Origin of the sequence: Microbacterium sp. cx-55 (assembly GCF_021117345.1) — a bacterium.
Taxonomy (GTDB): domain Bacteria; phylum Actinomycetota; class Actinomycetes; order Actinomycetales; family Microbacteriaceae; genus Microbacterium.
Window position 1 is genome coordinate 3,022,351 of record NZ_CP088261.1, and the last position, 14,664, is coordinate 3,037,014.

15 protein-coding genes are annotated in these 14,664 nt (G+C 71.8%); 8 read left to right on the forward strand and 7 right to left on the reverse strand.

What is annotated here, in order from left to right:
* Nucleotides 1-369: 369 nt before the first annotated feature.
* From pcaC to LQ938_RS14220, 6 genes are all read right to left on the reverse strand, one after another.
* Nucleotides 370-762 carry a 4-carboxymuconolactone decarboxylase gene (gene pcaC, locus LQ938_RS14195; RefSeq protein WP_223723169.1) on the reverse strand — a complete coding sequence of 131 codons (393 nt, stop codon included), beginning with the start codon at nucleotides 760-762 and terminating at the stop codon, nucleotides 370-372.
* On the reverse strand, nucleotides 759-1,550 hold the full coding sequence (locus LQ938_RS14200) for an alpha/beta fold hydrolase (protein ID WP_223723170.1): 792 nt from the start codon (nucleotides 1,548-1,550) through the stop codon (nucleotides 759-761). Before LQ938_RS14200 ends, pcaC begins: the two co-directional genes overlap by 4 nt.
* Entirely contained in the window at nucleotides 1,547-3,136 is a 1,590-nt protein-coding gene (locus LQ938_RS14205) for a lyase family protein (RefSeq protein WP_223723171.1), read from the reverse strand. The genes LQ938_RS14200 and LQ938_RS14205 overlap by 4 nt, the downstream gene beginning before the upstream one ends.
* Nucleotides 3,126-3,785: a protocatechuate 3,4-dioxygenase subunit alpha gene (gene pcaG / locus LQ938_RS14210; protein ID WP_223723172.1), complete on the reverse strand. Its 660-nt coding sequence runs from the start codon at nucleotides 3,783-3,785 to the stop codon at nucleotides 3,126-3,128. The genes LQ938_RS14205 and pcaG overlap by 11 nt, the downstream gene beginning before the upstream one ends.
* 1 nt (nucleotide 3,786) lies before the next feature.
* On the reverse strand, nucleotides 3,787-4,632 hold the full coding sequence (gene pcaH, locus LQ938_RS14215) for a protocatechuate 3,4-dioxygenase subunit beta (protein ID WP_223723173.1): 846 nt from the start codon (nucleotides 4,630-4,632) through the stop codon (nucleotides 3,787-3,789).
* A 77-nt stretch (nucleotides 4,633-4,709) separates the two neighbouring features.
* Nucleotides 4,710-5,474 (reverse strand): IclR family transcriptional regulator, encoded by a 765-nt coding sequence (locus LQ938_RS14220; RefSeq protein ID WP_223723174.1) that lies wholly within the window; start codon nucleotides 5,472-5,474, stop codon nucleotides 4,710-4,712.
* Nucleotides 5,475-5,614: 140 nt separating this feature from the next.
* Here LQ938_RS14220 and LQ938_RS14225 point away from each other — a divergent pair, with 140 nt between their 5' ends.
* The 3 genes from LQ938_RS14225 (at nucleotide 5,615) to LQ938_RS14235 (ending at nucleotide 8,705) form a co-directional block, all read left to right on the forward strand.
* Nucleotides 5,615-6,046: a DoxX family protein gene (locus LQ938_RS14225; RefSeq protein WP_223723175.1), complete on the forward strand. Its 432-nt coding sequence runs from the start codon at nucleotides 5,615-5,617 to the stop codon at nucleotides 6,044-6,046.
* Nucleotides 6,047-6,147: 101 nt separating this feature from the next.
* Nucleotides 6,148-7,338 carry a 4-hydroxybenzoate 3-monooxygenase gene (locus LQ938_RS14230; protein ID WP_223723176.1) on the forward strand — a complete coding sequence of 397 codons (1,191 nt, stop codon included), beginning with the start codon at nucleotides 6,148-6,150 and terminating at the stop codon, nucleotides 7,336-7,338.
* A 149-nt stretch (nucleotides 7,339-7,487) separates the two neighbouring features.
* A complete protein-coding gene (locus LQ938_RS14235; RefSeq protein ID WP_223723177.1) occupies nucleotides 7,488-8,705 on the forward strand; it encodes an MFS transporter in 1,218 nt (405 codons plus the stop codon).
* A 69-nt stretch (nucleotides 8,706-8,774) separates the two neighbouring features.
* Here the strand turns inward: LQ938_RS14235 and LQ938_RS14240 are convergent, their stop codons facing one another.
* Nucleotides 8,775-9,269 carry a MarR family winged helix-turn-helix transcriptional regulator gene (locus LQ938_RS14240; RefSeq protein WP_223723178.1) on the reverse strand — a complete coding sequence of 165 codons (495 nt, stop codon included), beginning with the start codon at nucleotides 9,267-9,269 and terminating at the stop codon, nucleotides 8,775-8,777.
* A gap of 90 nt (nucleotides 9,270-9,359) precedes the next feature.
* Here LQ938_RS14240 and LQ938_RS14245 point away from each other — a divergent pair, with 90 nt between their 5' ends.
* From LQ938_RS14245 to menE, 5 genes are all read left to right on the forward strand, one after another.
* Entirely contained in the window at nucleotides 9,360-10,280 is a 921-nt protein-coding gene (locus LQ938_RS14245) for an SDR family NAD(P)-dependent oxidoreductase (protein WP_223723179.1), read from the forward strand.
* A 53-nt stretch (nucleotides 10,281-10,333) separates the two neighbouring features.
* Nucleotides 10,334-11,218, forward strand: coding sequence for an amidohydrolase family protein (locus LQ938_RS14250; protein ID WP_223723180.1), 885 nt, complete (start codon nucleotides 10,334-10,336; stop codon nucleotides 11,216-11,218).
* Nucleotides 11,219-11,220: 2 nt separating this feature from the next.
* A complete protein-coding gene (locus tag LQ938_RS14255) occupies nucleotides 11,221-12,414 on the forward strand; it encodes an acyl-CoA dehydrogenase family protein (RefSeq protein WP_374197487.1) in 1,194 nt (397 codons plus the stop codon).
* 73 nt (nucleotides 12,415-12,487) lie between these two features.
* Nucleotides 12,488-12,940, forward strand: coding sequence for a MaoC family dehydratase (locus tag LQ938_RS14260; RefSeq protein ID WP_223723181.1), 453 nt, complete (start codon nucleotides 12,488-12,490; stop codon nucleotides 12,938-12,940).
* Between the two features lie 44 nt (nucleotides 12,941-12,984).
* Nucleotides 12,985-14,511 carry an o-succinylbenzoate--CoA ligase gene (gene menE / locus LQ938_RS14265; protein WP_223723320.1) on the forward strand — a complete coding sequence of 509 codons (1,527 nt, stop codon included), beginning with the start codon at nucleotides 12,985-12,987 and terminating at the stop codon, nucleotides 14,509-14,511.
* Nucleotides 14,512-14,664: the final 153 nt, after the last annotated feature.

Below are 14,664 nucleotides of genomic sequence, written 5' to 3' on the forward strand. Positions count from 1 at the left end.
CAGAAGTGAACCAACGGGACGCATGCGACGCCCCAGCACCGCCGAATCCGACGACTGCGGACCCAACCGGGCCGGCCTCACCGAAATCCGACGGGCGAAGACCCGTCCCGCACCCGCGAGCCCACTGCGACCGGCGGCGAGCTACGACCGGCGAAGACAGGCGGCCGGACGGACCGACGGGTCATGAGTCGTCGGACCGGTGGGGCAGAAGTAGACCAGTGGGACACCTGTGCCGCTTCCCCGTCACCGAATCCGACGACTGCGGACCCACCCGGGCTCGACGCCGCCGAATCCGACGACTGCGGGCACGCCCGGGCCCGCGTTACCGAAATCCGACGACGGCGAACCCACACGGGCCCGCGCCGCGGATCACTCGGCCGCGAAGACGTCCGTCGCGATGCGGAAGGCGGTGTTGGCCGCCGGCACGCCGCAATAGATCGCCGACTGCAGGATGACCTCGACGATCTCGTCCTGCGTCAGACCATTGCGGATCGCTGCGCGCAGATGCATCGCGAGCTCTTCGTGATGCCCGAGCGCGATGAGGGCGGTGAGCACCGCAACCGACCGCTCGCGGCGGGCGAGTCCCGGCCGCGACCAAATATCGCCCCACGCGTAGCGGGTGATGAGGTCCTGGAAGTCCGCGGTCAGCGGCACGGTTCCAGCAACCGCGCGGTCGACGTGCGCGTCGCCGAGCACGTCGCGGCGCACCGCCATGCCCTGCGCGTGGCGTTCCGCATCGGTGAGTCCGTCGGGTCGGGTCATGCGCGGTGTCCTTCCGGGAGGCTGCCGAAGAAGTCGAGCAGCGCGGATGCGGTGGCCTCCGGCTGCTCGGCCGGCGGGAGGTGTGCGGCGCCCTCGATGACGTCGGCGCTGCCGCCGGGCACGCCGGCCGCGATCTCGACCGCCTTCGCTTCGGGGGCGACCTGGTCGAAGCGCCCCCAGAGCGCCCGGATCGGCACCCGGATCTCGGACAACCGCGAGCGCACGTCGTACGCGGCGAGCGCCTCGCAGCAGAGGGCGTATCCCTCGTCGTCGGCGTTCTGCAGGGCGTGCAGCAGCCGCCCGCTCAGGTCGGGTTCGCGCTCGATCGACCCGGGCGCGAACCAGCGCTGGGCAGAACTCACGATGAGCGACGACGTGGACTGCGCGCGCACCTGCGCCGCGCGGGCGTGCCAGGAGTCCGGGTCACCGAGCACCGCGCCGGAGGCGACGATCGCCGCGCCCGCCACGAGGCCCGGATGCCGCAGCGCGAGCGCGAGTCCGGTCGCGCCGCCGAGCGACACTCCGGCGTACAGGATGCGGTCCGCGCCCTGGGCCCGTGCCGCCTCCGCGACGGCGTCCGCGAGCTCGCCGACGGTGAAGGGCGACGTCGGATGCGGCGACTCCCCGTGCCCCGGCAGATCCCAGGCGGTGACGCGGTAGCGCGCGCGGAGGGCGGGCGCAGCCGCCTCCCACAGGATCGTGGACGTGCCGAGCGACGGCCCGAGAACGAGCAGCGGCGCGGCCGACGGCCCCTCGGGGTCGGTCAGGGTGATGGTGGGCACAGTCATTGCGCGCTCTCCGCCTCAGCCGCGGAGCCGGGCGACACGTCGGTCGAAGGCGCCGGCGCGCCAGAAACCGGCAAACCACGACCCGGCAAACCACGCGTCGGCGCGTCAGAACCCGGAGCCCCCGCCGGCTCGCCGGGGTGGGTGGCCGCCGGCTCGTCTGCGTAACTCCTCCACAACACGCCCGAATCGTCCACTGGGGCCGCATGCGCAGGATCTGGAGGAGTTGTCGCCGCCGCACGCACCGCACCGTCGACGAGCTCCCCGGCCAGCCCGGTGTAGTGCGCCGGATCGAGCAGGTCGTCGACGCCATCCGCCGGATGCGTCGCGCCCGGCGCGCGATCGACCGCCGCCTCGAGCGCCACCGCGACGAGCGCCCGCAGGTCGCTGCCGCGGCCGGCGTCGCGGACAATGCGCGCGACCTCGTCGGAGCCGAGGAGCGGGGTCAGGGCGAGCGAAAGGCGTTCGGCGACGACGAGGCCGCCGGTCGCGGCCAGGTTCCGGGCAGTCGCCGCGGCGTCGACGCGGAGGCCCGCCACGAGCGACACCCCGGTCGCCGTGGCGCCGAGCGCGAGGCGCAGCAGCTCCCGCAGCGTCGGCCACTCCGCGTGCCAGGCTCCGTCCGGACGCTCGTCCGCCGCCAGCGCCGCGGCCAGGTGCAGGGTCGCGGCGAGCTGCGGGGCCCGTAGTGCCGCGGAGCGGATCAGCACGGATGCCGCGGGATTCTGCTTCTGCGGCATCGCGCTCGAGCCGCCCCCCGCCCCCTCGGCCAGCTCACCGATCTCGGTGCGGCTGAGGGTGGCGACGTCGGTCGCGAGTTTGCCGAGGGCGTCGATCGCCTGCACCAGCGCATCGCCGAGCTCGGTGACCGGCCAGCGCTGCACGTGCCACGGGGCGTCCGGGACGGCGAGCCCGAGCTCACCGGCGAACGCGGCGGGGAGGGCGGCGGCCGCATCCGCTCCGCCGATCTCGACGAACGCGGCGAGGGTGCCGCCGGCTCCGCCGAGCTGCGCGGGAAGCGCCGCCAGAGTCTCATCGAGCCGGATGCGGGCGCGCCGCACACCGCGCAGCCAGCCCGCCGCGCGGGCGCCGACGGTGGTGGGCACGGCGTGCTGCGTGAGCGTTCGGGCGGCGGCGGCGACGTCGCGGTGCGTCGCGGCGAACACGGCGAGCCGCTGCTCGGTCTCCCGCATCGCGGTCTGCACCGTCGCCCCGGCCCGCTGCGAGACGAGCATGAGCGCGGAGTCGAGGATGTCCTGGCTCGTCGCACCGCGGTGCACCCACGCGCGCGTCTCGAGCGGCACGCGCTCCTTCAACGCCCCGACGAGCGGAATGACGGGGTTCCCGCCGGCCACGGATGCGGCGACGATCCGCGCGAGCGTGATCCCGCCGGCGACGGCCAGGGAATCCGCGACCGCGACGGCGACCGCATCCGGTGCCGTTCCGACGGTCGCCCACGCGCGGGTGAGCGCGACCTCGACCTCGATGAGGGCCGCGAGGATCGCCGCGTCGGACACCTCCGCGTCGGCACCGACCGTGACGGGCGAGAGCAGTCCTTCGTCGAGGGCGCCGATCGGGTCAGAAGGCAAGGAACACGGTCTCCTTCTCGCCCTGCAATCGGATGTCGTGGCGGAGATATCCCTCGGGCGTTCGCGTCGCCACGAGCGTAGCGCGCTCGGCGTCGCTCAGCTCCGACAGCAGCGGGTCGGCCGCGAGCGCGGCCGCGTCTTCGGGCAGGTAGATGCGGGTGTGCAGCTTGTTCGGCAGCCCGCGCGCGAACACGACGACGGCGAAGAACGGTGCTTTGCCGGGCTCGGCGCCGGGGTTGCGCGTCCAGAACTCGTAGCGTCCTTCGTCGGTCGTGAACGCGCGACCGAAACCGGTGAAGGTGTGGTCGTCGCGGCGGCGCGAGCCGCGCTCCCGCGAGATCGTGCCGTCGCTGTCGGCACCCCAGATCTCGACGCACGCGTCGGGGATCGGTGCTCCCGCACCGTCGTAGACCGTGCCGCCGACGACGATCGCGCCGGGGGTGTGCGGAAAGACGACCTCGTGCATCTTCGGGTACTGCAGGCCGAATGCGAAGAACGGGCCGATCGTCTGCCCGCCGGTGGGCGCGTGCGCGGCCGGTCCCCGGTCGTCGGCGATCGCGGCGCGTGCGCGGCTGAGGCCCGCCGCGCGGAAGTCCTCGGTGACCGACGGCGCGTCGCTCAGCCCGGTGTCGTTGCCGGTATCGCTCATGTCAGTGCTCTCCCTCGGGCTCGAACCACGTCGCATCCGGACCGTCGACGACGATGTCCCAGCGGTACCCCATCGAGAACTCGGGAACCGTCAGGTCGTGGTCGTACGTCGAGATCAGGCGGTCGCGGTCCTTCTGGTCGCGGATCGTGTTGTAGATCGGGTCGAGCGCGAACAGCGGGTCGCTCGGGAAGTACATCTGCGTGATGATCCGCTGCGTGAAGCCCGTGCCGAACAGCGAGAAGTGGATGTGCGCCGGCCGCCACGCGTTGATGTGGTTCTTCCACGGGTACGGCCCCGGCTTGATCGTGGTGAAGAAGTACTCGCCGTCCTCGCCGGTCACCATGCGCCCCGCGCCCGTGAAGTTCGGGTCGAGGGGAGCCGGATGCTGATCGCGCTGGTGAATGTATCGTCCGGCCGCGTTCGCCTGCCACACCTCGATCAGCTGGTTGCGCACCGGACGACCCCACGCGTCGACCACGCGGCCGGCGACCGTGATGCGCTCGCCCAGCGGTTCGCCGGAATGCTGCAGGGTGAGGTCGGCCTCGATCGCGGCGACGTCGCGCTGACCGTACGCCGGCGAGGACAGCTCGATCGTCTCGGGATCGACCAGGCGCGGGTTCTTCGTCGGATGGCGCAGCACGCTCGAGCGGTACGGCCGGAAGTCGTAGAGCGTGGTCGGCACCGACTCGCCGCGGGCGTCGCGCGCCGCGGCATCGGCGTGGAGCTCCGCGATCTCCGCGGTGATCTCACGCTGGCTGGGCATATCGGGCGAGGCGAGCAGCGACTCGGGCGCAGCGGCCTTGATGGCCTGCTCACTGGCGGCGCGAGCCGGATCGGCAGCGATCATGGGGTCTCCTTCGACGTTCCACACACGTGCACCCAGATTCGCACCGGAGGGCCCTCCCCTGGCATCGGCGTTCTCAATCAGTGGGAATCCGGATGCCGAAGCGCGCGCGTCAGATCCTTCGCGGCCTGCATCACGAGCGGGGCGAGGCGCCGCTCGTGATGGGCGTCGTCGAGATGAGCCACGATCCCGATGGCCGCCACCGGCAGGCCCGGCACGACGCCGAGTGCCGCGGCGACCGAGAAGTTGCCGAGCGTCATCTCCTCACGGGTGGTCGCGTACCCACGCCCCCGCGCCCGCTCGATATCTGCCCGCAGCCGCACCGGATCGGTGATCGACAACCGCGTCTCGAGCTCCAGCGGCGCCGCGAGGTACGCCTCGAGCCAGCCCTCGTCGCGCGTGGCGAGGAGCGCCTTACCGACGCCCGTCGCGTGCAGCGGGTGGCGCCCGCCGCTTCGGCTGATCGTCGGAACCGATCCGCGTCCCGTGATGCGCCCGACGAAGATGGCGGACGCGGCCGCCGGAGTCGGATCGTCGAGCACCGCGAGATGCACGTTCTCGCCCGTCGCCTCGTACAACCGCACCATGTGCGGCAGCGCGGTCTCGCGCAGGTGCGCCGCGAGCGGTGAGAGCTCGCCGATCTCCCACAGTCGCGCCCCCACGGCGTACCGATGTCCGGGGGTGCGCGTCAGCATCCCGAGCTCCACCATCATGCCGATCAGGCGGTGCACGGTCGACAGCGCGAGCCCCGAGCGGGCGGCCAGTTGACTCGCGGTGAGCTGCGGATCGTCGTCGGTGAAGGCGGCCAGCACGTCCATCGCCCGCCGCAGCACACCGTCACTCATGCCCGTCCCCTCCTCCGCCGAGGCTACCCGGGCGGAGGCGCCGGTGCCCGGGCGCGACCCCCGGCGCGCCCGGGCGCGACCCGCCGCGCGGCGCGGGTGCGACCCGCCGCCCTCCGCCGTGCGTCGCCTACGATCGGGACATGAGCGCTGCCCGGACGATCGCCCGCTGGGCGCTCGGGGCGGGCCTCGTCTTCGCCGGCACGGGCCACCTGACCTTCGCGCGGCAGTCGTTCGTCGCGCAGGTGCCGCAGTGGCTGCCCCTGCCGGTCGATCTCGTGGTCGTCGCTTCGGGCGTGGTCGAGATCGCGCTCGGGCTGGCCCTCATTCTTCTGGCACGACACCGCGTGCTCGTCGGCTGGATCGTCGCCGCATTCTTCGTCGCCGTGTTCCCCGGCAACATCGAGCAGTTCGTGCGCGGTACGGATGCGTTCGGCCTCGACACCGACCTCGCCCGCGGCATCCGCCTCCTCTTCCAGCCACTGCTGGTCGTCTGGGCGCTCTGGTCGACCGGCGCCTGGCGCGCGTGGCGCACCCGGAACGCGCGCGAACGGCCGGTTGCGCCCGCACGCTGATCCGGCGGACTCCCAGTGAGTGAGAACTGTCGGCGGATGCGGCGCCCCGCCGCGCGAAGCTGACTTCCGCATCCGATTGCCTGACCGTCGAAGGAGACGTCATGACCACCGCCGACCGTACGCGCGTCGCAATCGTGGGAGCGGGGCCCGCCGGCCTGCTTCTGTCGCACCTGCTGGCCGCATCCGGCATCGAGTCGATCGTGGTCGACCGGCGCTCGCGCGAAGAGATCGAGAACACGATCCGTGCCGGCATCCTCGAGCAGGGCACGGTCGATCTGCTGGTCGAGAGCGGCGCGTCGACGCGCGTTCTGGAAGACGGCAATCGGCACGACGGCATCGAGCTGCGTTTCGCCGGCGAGGGTCACCGCATCGACTTCCCCTCCCTCACCGGGCGGAGTGTGTGGCTCTATCCGCAGCACGAGGTGCTCCGCGACCTCGTCGCCGCGCGCCTCGCGGCGGGGCAGGATCTTCGCCTGGGCATCACCGTCGAACGGGTCGAAGACGCCGAGACGACCCGCCCGCGCGTGATCGGCACGGATGCGGACGGCCACCCCTTCGAGATCGAGGCGGACGTCGTCGTCGGTGCCGACGGTTCCCGATCGGCGGTGCGCTCGGCCGTCACCGGCGGCATCCGCAGCGACCTCTTCCGCGAGTACCCGTTCGCGTGGTTCGGCATCCTCTGCGATGCCCCGCCGAGCGCCGACGAGCTGATCTACAGCAACTCCCCGGACGGGTTCGCCCTGATCAGCCAGCGGAGCGCGACCGTGCAGCGGATGTACTTCCAGTGCGACCCCGACACCGACCCGGATTCCCTCAGCGACGCGCAGATCTGGGCCGAGTTGCAGGCGCGCGTGCCAGGCACGACCCTGCACGAGGGGCACATCTTCCAGCGTGACGTGCTGCGGTTCCGGAGCTTCGTCGCCCACCAGCTGCGGCGCGGCCGGGTGGCGCTGATCGGCGACGCCGCGCACACCGTGCCGCCGACGGGCGCGAAGGGGATGAATCTCGCGGTCGCCGACGTCGTGCTGCTGGACCGTGCCCTCGGCGCGCTGCTGGTCGAGAACGACGAGCGCCCCTTCGACGCGTTCGCCGAGACGGCGCTGCGCCGCATCTGGAAGGCGCAGCACTTCTCCTGGTGGATGACGAGCATGCTGCACGTGGCGCCGGATGCCTCGCAGTTCGACCGGGAACGCCAGCTCGGCGAACTGCGCTCGGTCGTGGAGTCCGAGGCCGGCCGCAGCTACCTCGCCGAGGCCTACACCGGCTGGCCGTTCGAAACCAGGCTGCCCTGACCCCCTCCCCCGGTGCCTCTGACCGCGAGACAGCATGTGGGCCGCGAGACAGCGGTCGGGAGCCGACGTCTCGCGGCTCCACTGCAGTCTCGCGGTCAGAGCGGGCGGGCGGGGGCGGGCGGGATGAGGCGGAGTAGAGTCCCGTGCTCGTGACCCCATCGCCGCGCGGCCCGCGCATCGCCCTGCTCGTCTGCGCGGTGTGCCTGATCGCGGCGAACATGCGCGCGACGATCACGGGGGTCGGGCCGCTGCTCGATCAGATCGCCGACGACCAGGGCACGACGAGCGCGGCACTCGGGGCGCTGGCGTCGGTGCCGCTGCTCACCTGGGCGATCGTCTCGCCCGCCACCCACGCGCTGTCGACGCGGTTCGGGATGTCGCGAGTGGTGCTGTGGGCGATGATCGCGCTCGGCGCGGGAACGGCCTGGCGCTCCTGGCCGGGGGCATCGGTGAATCTCTGGCTGGGCACCGTGCTCATCGGTGTCGCACTCGCGGTGGCCAACGTCCTGATGCCGGCCGTCGTCAAGCGTGATTTCGGCACCCGCGTCCCGCTCATGATGGCCGTCTACACGGCCCTGCTCGGCGGCGTGGGCGCCGTGGCGTCGGGCGTCGTCGTGCCGATCTCGCAGGCCGTCGGCGGCGGATCGGACGGATGGCGCATCGCGCTCGCGTCCACATCCGCCCTCCTCCCGATCGCGATCGCCCTCTGGGTGTGGGTGATCGCCCGCTCCCCGCACTCCCCGCCCGCGCGGCGCACCGGCGCGCAGCCTGCCGCTACCACGCGACGCGGCTCGGGAATCTGGACCGACACGGTCGCCTGGCAGGTCGCCGCGTACATGGGCTTGCAGTCGTCGTCGTTCTACATGCTCGTGACGTGGCTGGCGCCGTTCGCGGCGTCGCACGGCCGGTCGGCGGTGACGGCCGGATTCGACGTGATGATCTTCCAGGTCATGGGCGTCATCGGCTCGCTGGCCGTGCCGCTCGCCCTGCGCGGCCGCGCCCGGCGGTGGGTCCCGGCCGCGCTCCCCGTCGGTGGCGTCGTCGCCGGCATCGGCCTGATCGTGGCGCCCGACGCGCTGACCCTCTGGGCCGCGTGCGGCGGACTCGCGGCGGGCGCATCGCTCAACATGTCGCTGACCCTCATGGCGGAGCGCGCCCGCGACCCGGCGACCTCGTCGGCCCTGTCGGGCATGTCGCAGTCGGTCGGCTACCTCTTCGCCGCCGCCGGGCCGATCTCGTTCGGCGCGCTGCACGCGCTCGACCCCGGGTGGACGGCGCCGCTGCTTCTGCTGATCGCGGTGCTCGTGGCGCAGTTCGCCGTCGGGGTGGCCGCGGGCCGCGACCGGTTCGTCCTCGAACGGCGCTGACTTCCGGCATCCCACGGCGCCCGCACCTCGCGGCGCCGCCCGGCACCGCCGCCCGCCCCGCCGACGCACCTAGTCGGAGAACGCGATGCGGCGCAGCAGCCCGGCGAGTTGCGCGCGTTCGCGCTCGTCGAGGTCGGCGTGCAGCGTCCGTTCCGCCACCCGCGCCGACTCGAGCGCCAGCGCATGCAGCGCGCGTCCGGCATCCGTTGCCCGCACCACGTTCGCCCGGCGGTCGGCCGGGTCGGGTCGGCGTTCCACGAGTCCGCGCCGCTGCAGGTCGTCGACGAGGGCGACGACCTGGCTGGGGTCGAGCCGGAGGAACGCCGCGAGCTCACGCTGACTCGGGCGGGCCCCGTCGGCGACGAGCGCGAGCACCGAGTACGAGCGCACCTTCAGCCCGTGCGGCGCGAGCGCCGCGTTTCCGGCCGCCAGCGAGAGCGCGTTCGCGCGGGCGAGAAGAAAGCTCACGTCGTCGGTCAGCGACGACGTGGACAGGTCACCCGCCGCAGCCGTGCTCCGGGTCGCCCGCGCTTCGCGCACGGAGGGCGCATCGCTCGACGTCATGACCGAAGAGTAGCAAAGAGTGTGCGAAACAATAATTGACAATTTCAACGACTAGGCGCTTCAATGAAGACACCAACGAAGGAGTTCCCCATGTCTCTCGACGGCAAAGTCGCCATCGTCACCGGATCCGGCCGCGGACTCGGCCTCGCGTACGCGCAGGAGCTCGCCCGGCAGGGCGCCGCCGTCGTCATCAACGACGTGGATGCGGACACCGCCGCCGAGGCCGTCGCGAGCATCGAGAGCGCGGGCGGCACGGCCGTCGCCGTGGTCGCCCCGGTCGGCTCCTCCGAGACCGCGAAGGAGCTCGTGCGCACCGCCGTCGACACCTTCGGCCGGCTCGACATCCTCGTCACGAACGCCGGGGTGCTCCGCGACACCGTGCTGTGGAAGATGAGCGACGACGACTTCGACACGGTCATCGGGGTGCACCTGCGCGGCACGTTCACGTGCGTCCGCGAGGCAGCCACCTACATGCGCGAGAACCAGATCGCCGGTCGCATCATCTGCATCGGATCGCCGACCGGCCAGCGCGGCAACTTCGGCCAGACCAACTACGCAGCCGCCAAGGCCGGCATCGTCGGCATGGTGCGCACCTGGGCGCTCGAGCTGAAGAAGGCGGGTATCACCGCGAACGCCGTGATCCCGGTGGCCGCGACCGCGATGACGGCGACCGTGCCGTACTTCGCAGCGGCCGTGGAGGCGGATGCGGCAGGCGCCCCGATGCCGGCGTTCTACCGCCACGATCTCGGCTTCGGCACCTCCGACGACGTATCGGGGCTGATCGCCTACCTCGCCTCCGATGCCGCATCCGGCGTCACCGGTCAGGCGATCGGGGTCGGTGGCGACCGCATCCAGCTCTGGTCGCATCCCGAGCCGGTGGTCACGGCCTACCGCGACGGCGGCTGGACCTACGCCGCACTCGAAGACGAGTTCCCCGCCGTGATCGGTGACCACGCGCAGTCCGTCGGCGAGCGGTTCCCGGCCCTGCCGGAAGATCTTCAGCGTCCCTGACTCCGGATGCTCGGGCTCGCGCCCGGGCACCCGTCTCGCGCGAAGGAGCCGAGATGACCCGTTACGAACCCGCCATCGATGTCGCCGCGGTCCGGGCGATCGACGTGCACGTGCACATCGAGGTCGATGCCCATGGGCACTCGTCCCTGCCGGACGACCTGGCCGATGCCGCATCCGCCTATTTCAGTGCCGACGTCGGCCGGCCCGACCTCGACGGGGTCGCGCAGTACTACCGCGAGCGGCAGATGGCCGCTGTCGTCTTCACGGTCGATGCGGAGACGGCGCTCGGCCACGCCCCGCTCTCCAGCGAGGAGATCGCCGAGGGCGCTGCCCGCAACAACGACGTGCTCATCCCGTTCGGCTCGGTCGATCCGCGGAAGGGCGCAGCGGCCGTCGATCGCGCCCGCCGTCTCATCGAGGACCACGGCGTGCGGGGCTTCAAGTTCCACCCGACCGTGCAGGGCTTCGACCCGAGCGACGAGGCGTGGTTCCCGCTCTACGCAGCCCTGCAGGACGCCGGTGTCGTGGCGCTCTTCCACACCGGCCAGACCGGGATCGGCGCGGGGATGCGGGGCGGACGCGGCTTTCGGCTCGCCCTGTCGAACCCGATGCTGCTCGACACCGTCGCGGCGGAGTTCCCCGACCTGCAGATCATCATGGCGCACCCGTCCGTGCCGTGGCAGGACGAAGCCATCTCGGTGGCGACCCACAAGCACAACACGTGGATCGATCTGTCCGGGTGGAGCCCGAAGTACTTTCCGCCGCAGCTCGTGCGCGCCGCGAACTCGTTCCTGAAGAAGCGGATCCTGTTCGGTTCGGATTTTCCGCTGCTCACCCCTGACCGCTGGCTTCGCGACGTCGAACTGACCGACCTGAAGCCCGAGGCGATGCCCGGCATCCTGAAGGACAACGCGGTTCGCCTGTTCGGACTGGGCTGATCGTGCCCCCTCTGCTGCGCAGCGCGTCGCCGTTCGGCGTCGACGCCCTCGGCTTCGCGGGGGCGCACCTCAGCCCGGCGGCCGTCGCTGCGCTGACGCGGCTCGACGAGGTGCTCGGCAGCGCGGTGCATCCGCAGCTCGCTGCCGCGTGGGAGACGGCGACCCTGCCCGCATCCGTCCTCGATCCCCTCATCGCCCTCGACCTCATGCGCCCGGACGGCGTGGATGCGGACGAGGCCGCGTCCTCGATGTTCTCCGGATGGCGCACCTATGTGCTGGCGCGCACCGATGCGTCGGTCGCGACCGCGTACAACGCGCAGTCGGGCCTGTTCCGAACCGCGGTCCGCCTCGGCGGCTCCCCCGCGCAGTTCGCGGCGCTCGACGACGAGATCGCGGCGTTCCGCATCCGTGGGGTCTTCGCCCTCACCGAGCCCGGGCACGGATCCGACATCGCCGGCGGCCTCGAGACCACCGCGCGGCGGGACGGCGACGCGTGGGTGATCGACGGCGCGAAGCGGTGGATCGGCGGCGCCGACACCGCCGACGTGCTGGTCGTGTTCGCGCGCGACGTCGCCGACGGGCAGGTGAAGGCGTTCCTGGTTCCGCGCACCGCGCCCGGCGTCGCGCTCACCCGCATCGAGGGCAAGGTGTCGCTCAGGCCCATGCAGAACTTCGACGTCGCGCTCGACGGCGTCCGCGTCGCGGAAACCGATCGGCTGCCGCGGGTGCGGGCGTGGCGTGACGTCGCCGGTATCCTCCGCGCGCTCCGCTCCGACGTCGCGTGGATCGCGACGGGGATGCAGGCCGGCGCGCTCGATGCCGCCCTCCGCTACGTCGGCGCGCGCGAGCAGTTCGGCGGCCCGCTCGGCGGGTTCCAGCTCGTGCAAGAGAAGCTCGCGCGGATGCTCGGAAACCTCACCTCCTCGCTCGGGATCGTGACCCGGCTCTCGGCCGCACAGGACGCGGGCGATGTGCGCGATGAGACGTCCGCGCTCGCGAAGATGCAGACCGCGCTGCTCGCGCGCGAGACCGTGTCGCTCGCCCGCGAGATCCAGGGCGGCAACGGCATCCTCCTCGCCCACGACGCGGCACGGTTCTTCGCGGATGCGGAATCCGTCTACTCGTACGAGGGCACGCACGACATCAACGCCCTCATCGTCGGACGCGCACTCACCGGCGAATCCGCGTTCACCTGACCCGCCGCACGCCCGACGGGCGGCATCCGACCCCTCTCATCCACCAAGAGCCCAGCCACCACGAGGAGACATCATGACCACCACCGCCGCCTACCCCGACGCCCCGACCCTCGTCGGCACCGACCTCGGCTGGACCGACTGGGTCGAGGTCACCCAGGACCGGGTGGACCTGTTCGCGGACGCGACCGACGACCACCAGTGGATCCACGTCGATCCGGAGCGCGCGAAGGACGGCCCGTTCGGTGCGCCGATCGCGCACGGGTTCCTGTCGCTGTCGCTGACGGTGAAGTTCTGGTCGGAGCTCTTCGATCTCGACGGCGTCACGACGAAGGTGAACTACGGCCTCGACAAGGTGCGTTTCGTCTCGCCGGTGAAGGTCGGATCCCGCGTCCGCGGCGGGGCGGTGATCGCCGAGGTGACCGAGGTCGCCGGCGGCTACCAGTTCGCCGTCGACCAGACGATCGAGATCGAGGGCGGCACGAAGCCCGCCGTCGTCGCCCGCGGGCTCTACCGCTTCTACGCCTGACCCGCACACACCGAACGCGCCACCTCGACGAAGAGGACATGACGATGCAGAACCACGGACTCGGCTCCTGGATGGCCACCCGGCGACGGAAGAATCCCGACAAGCCCGCCGTGATCTTCGGCGACGGCGAGGTGCTTACCTACCGGGCCTTCGCCGACGCGGCGGACCGCATCTCGGCCGTGCTCTCGCAGCGCGGGATCGGCAAGGGGGATGCGGTCGCGTATCTCGGTGAGAACAGCCCAGAGTTCCTGCAGGTGCTGTTCGCGTGCGCGCAGCTCGGCGCGGTGTTCGTGCCGGTGAACACCCGGCTCGCCCCGCCCGAGGTGACCCACGTGCTCACAGACTCGGGCGCGCGGGCGCTGATCCACGACGCGGAGTTCGCGGGCCGAGTCGCCGACGGCATCGAGGCGGCGCAGATCGCGCACGCGATCCTCACGGGCGGCGGGGCGGCTGGCATCCCCGGGCTCCGGCAGTGGATGGCCGAGGCGGGCGCCGGCCATGCCGATGTCACCGTCGGGCTCGATGACCCGGCCGCCATCGTCTACACCTCGGGCACGACGGGCAAGGCGAAGGGCGCGGTGCTCTCGCACGGCAACCTCACCTGGTGCGCCATGAACTGCATCATCGATTACGACGTCGTCTCCACCGACATCGCCCTGATGATCTCGCCCCTGTTCCACGTCGCATCGCTCGGGATGGGCGCGTTGCCCGTGATCCTCAAGGGCGCCACCATCGTGCTCGAGAAGGGGTTCGAGGCCGGCCGCGCGCTCACGCTCATCGAACGCCACCGCGTGACGATGCTGAGCGGTGTGCCGACGACCTACCAGCTGATGGCCGATCACCCGAGCTGGCCGGATGCCGACACCTCCAGCCTGCAGAAGCTCACGTGCGGCGGCTCGGCCGTGCCCACCCGCATCCTGAACGCCTTCGAGGAACGCGGACTGTCGTTCTCGCAGGGGTACGGGATGACCGAGACCTCGCCCGGAGCGACCGCGCTCGCCCCCGACATGACGCGCACCAAGCAGGGCAGCGTCGGGCTGCCGCACTTCTTCACGGACGTCCGGATCGCCGATGACGCGGGGCGGATGGTGCCGCGCGGCACCGTCGGCGAGATCGAGATCTCCGGCCCGAACGTGTTCCTCGGGTACCACGGACTCCCGGGCGCCACGGCCGCCGCGTTCACCGACGACGGCTGGTTCCGCTCCGGTGACCTCGGGTATCTCGACGAAGACGGGTACCTCTACATCGCCGATCGGCTGAAGGACATGATCATCTCCGGCGGCGAGAACATCTATCCGGCCGAGGTCGAGAACCTGATCAGCGACATCCGCGGCATCTCCGGTGTCGCCGTGATCGGCGTTCCCGACGAGCGCTGGGGCGAGGTGCCGTGGGCGGTCGTGACGCTCCGCGAGGGAGCGCAGGTGACGACCGAGTCGGTGCGCGCCGAGCTCGACGGGGTGCTCGCCCGCTACAAGCTGCCGAAGAACGTGGTGGTCGTCGACGACCTGCCGCGCACCGCATCCGGCAAGATCCGAAAGCCCGATCTCCGCGCCCGCTTCGGCCGGCACTGACCCCCGCCCCGCCCGAGCGCTCGGCCCCGAGCCCCAACCCCGAGCCGACCGCGAGACGGGATCGGGGCGCCGAGACATCGGGGTAACCCCACTGTCTCGGCGCGAAGATCCCGTCTCGCGGAATAGGGGCGTCGGGCCGAACGAAGGAAGGGT

What these genes read in the sequence shown, in the direction of transcription:
- pcaC (WP_223723169.1), bottom strand. Translation starts at nt 762, where the DNA reads ATGACCCGACCCGACGGACTCACCGATGCGGAACGCCACGCGCAGGGC.
- LQ938_RS14200 (WP_223723170.1), bottom strand. Translation starts at nt 1,550, where the DNA reads ATGACTGTGCCCACCATCACCCTGACCGACCCCGAGGGGCCGTCGGCC.
- pcaG (WP_223723172.1), bottom strand. Translation starts at nt 3,785, where the DNA reads ATGAGCGATACCGGCAACGACACCGGGCTGAGCGACGCGCCGTCGGTC.
- pcaH (WP_223723173.1), bottom strand. Translation starts at nt 4,632, where the DNA reads ATGATCGCTGCCGATCCGGCTCGCGCCGCCAGTGAGCAGGCCATCAAG.
- LQ938_RS14220 (WP_223723174.1), bottom strand. Translation starts at nt 5,474, where the DNA reads ATGAGTGACGGTGTGCTGCGGCGGGCGATGGACGTGCTGGCCGCCTTC.
- LQ938_RS14225 (WP_223723175.1), top strand. Translation starts at nt 5,615, where the DNA reads ATGAGCGCTGCCCGGACGATCGCCCGCTGGGCGCTCGGGGCGGGCCTC.
- LQ938_RS14230 (WP_223723176.1), top strand. Translation starts at nt 6,148, where the DNA reads ATGACCACCGCCGACCGTACGCGCGTCGCAATCGTGGGAGCGGGGCCC.
- LQ938_RS14240 (WP_223723178.1), bottom strand. Translation starts at nt 9,269, where the DNA reads ATGACGTCGAGCGATGCGCCCTCCGTGCGCGAAGCGCGGGCGACCCGG.
- LQ938_RS14245 (WP_223723179.1), top strand. Translation starts at nt 9,360, where the DNA reads ATGTCTCTCGACGGCAAAGTCGCCATCGTCACCGGATCCGGCCGCGGA.
- LQ938_RS14250 (WP_223723180.1), top strand. Translation starts at nt 10,334, where the DNA reads ATGACCCGTTACGAACCCGCCATCGATGTCGCCGCGGTCCGGGCGATC.
- LQ938_RS14260 (WP_223723181.1), top strand. Translation starts at nt 12,488, where the DNA reads ATGACCACCACCGCCGCCTACCCCGACGCCCCGACCCTCGTCGGCACC.
- menE (WP_223723320.1), top strand. Translation starts at nt 12,985, where the DNA reads ATGCAGAACCACGGACTCGGCTCCTGGATGGCCACCCGGCGACGGAAG.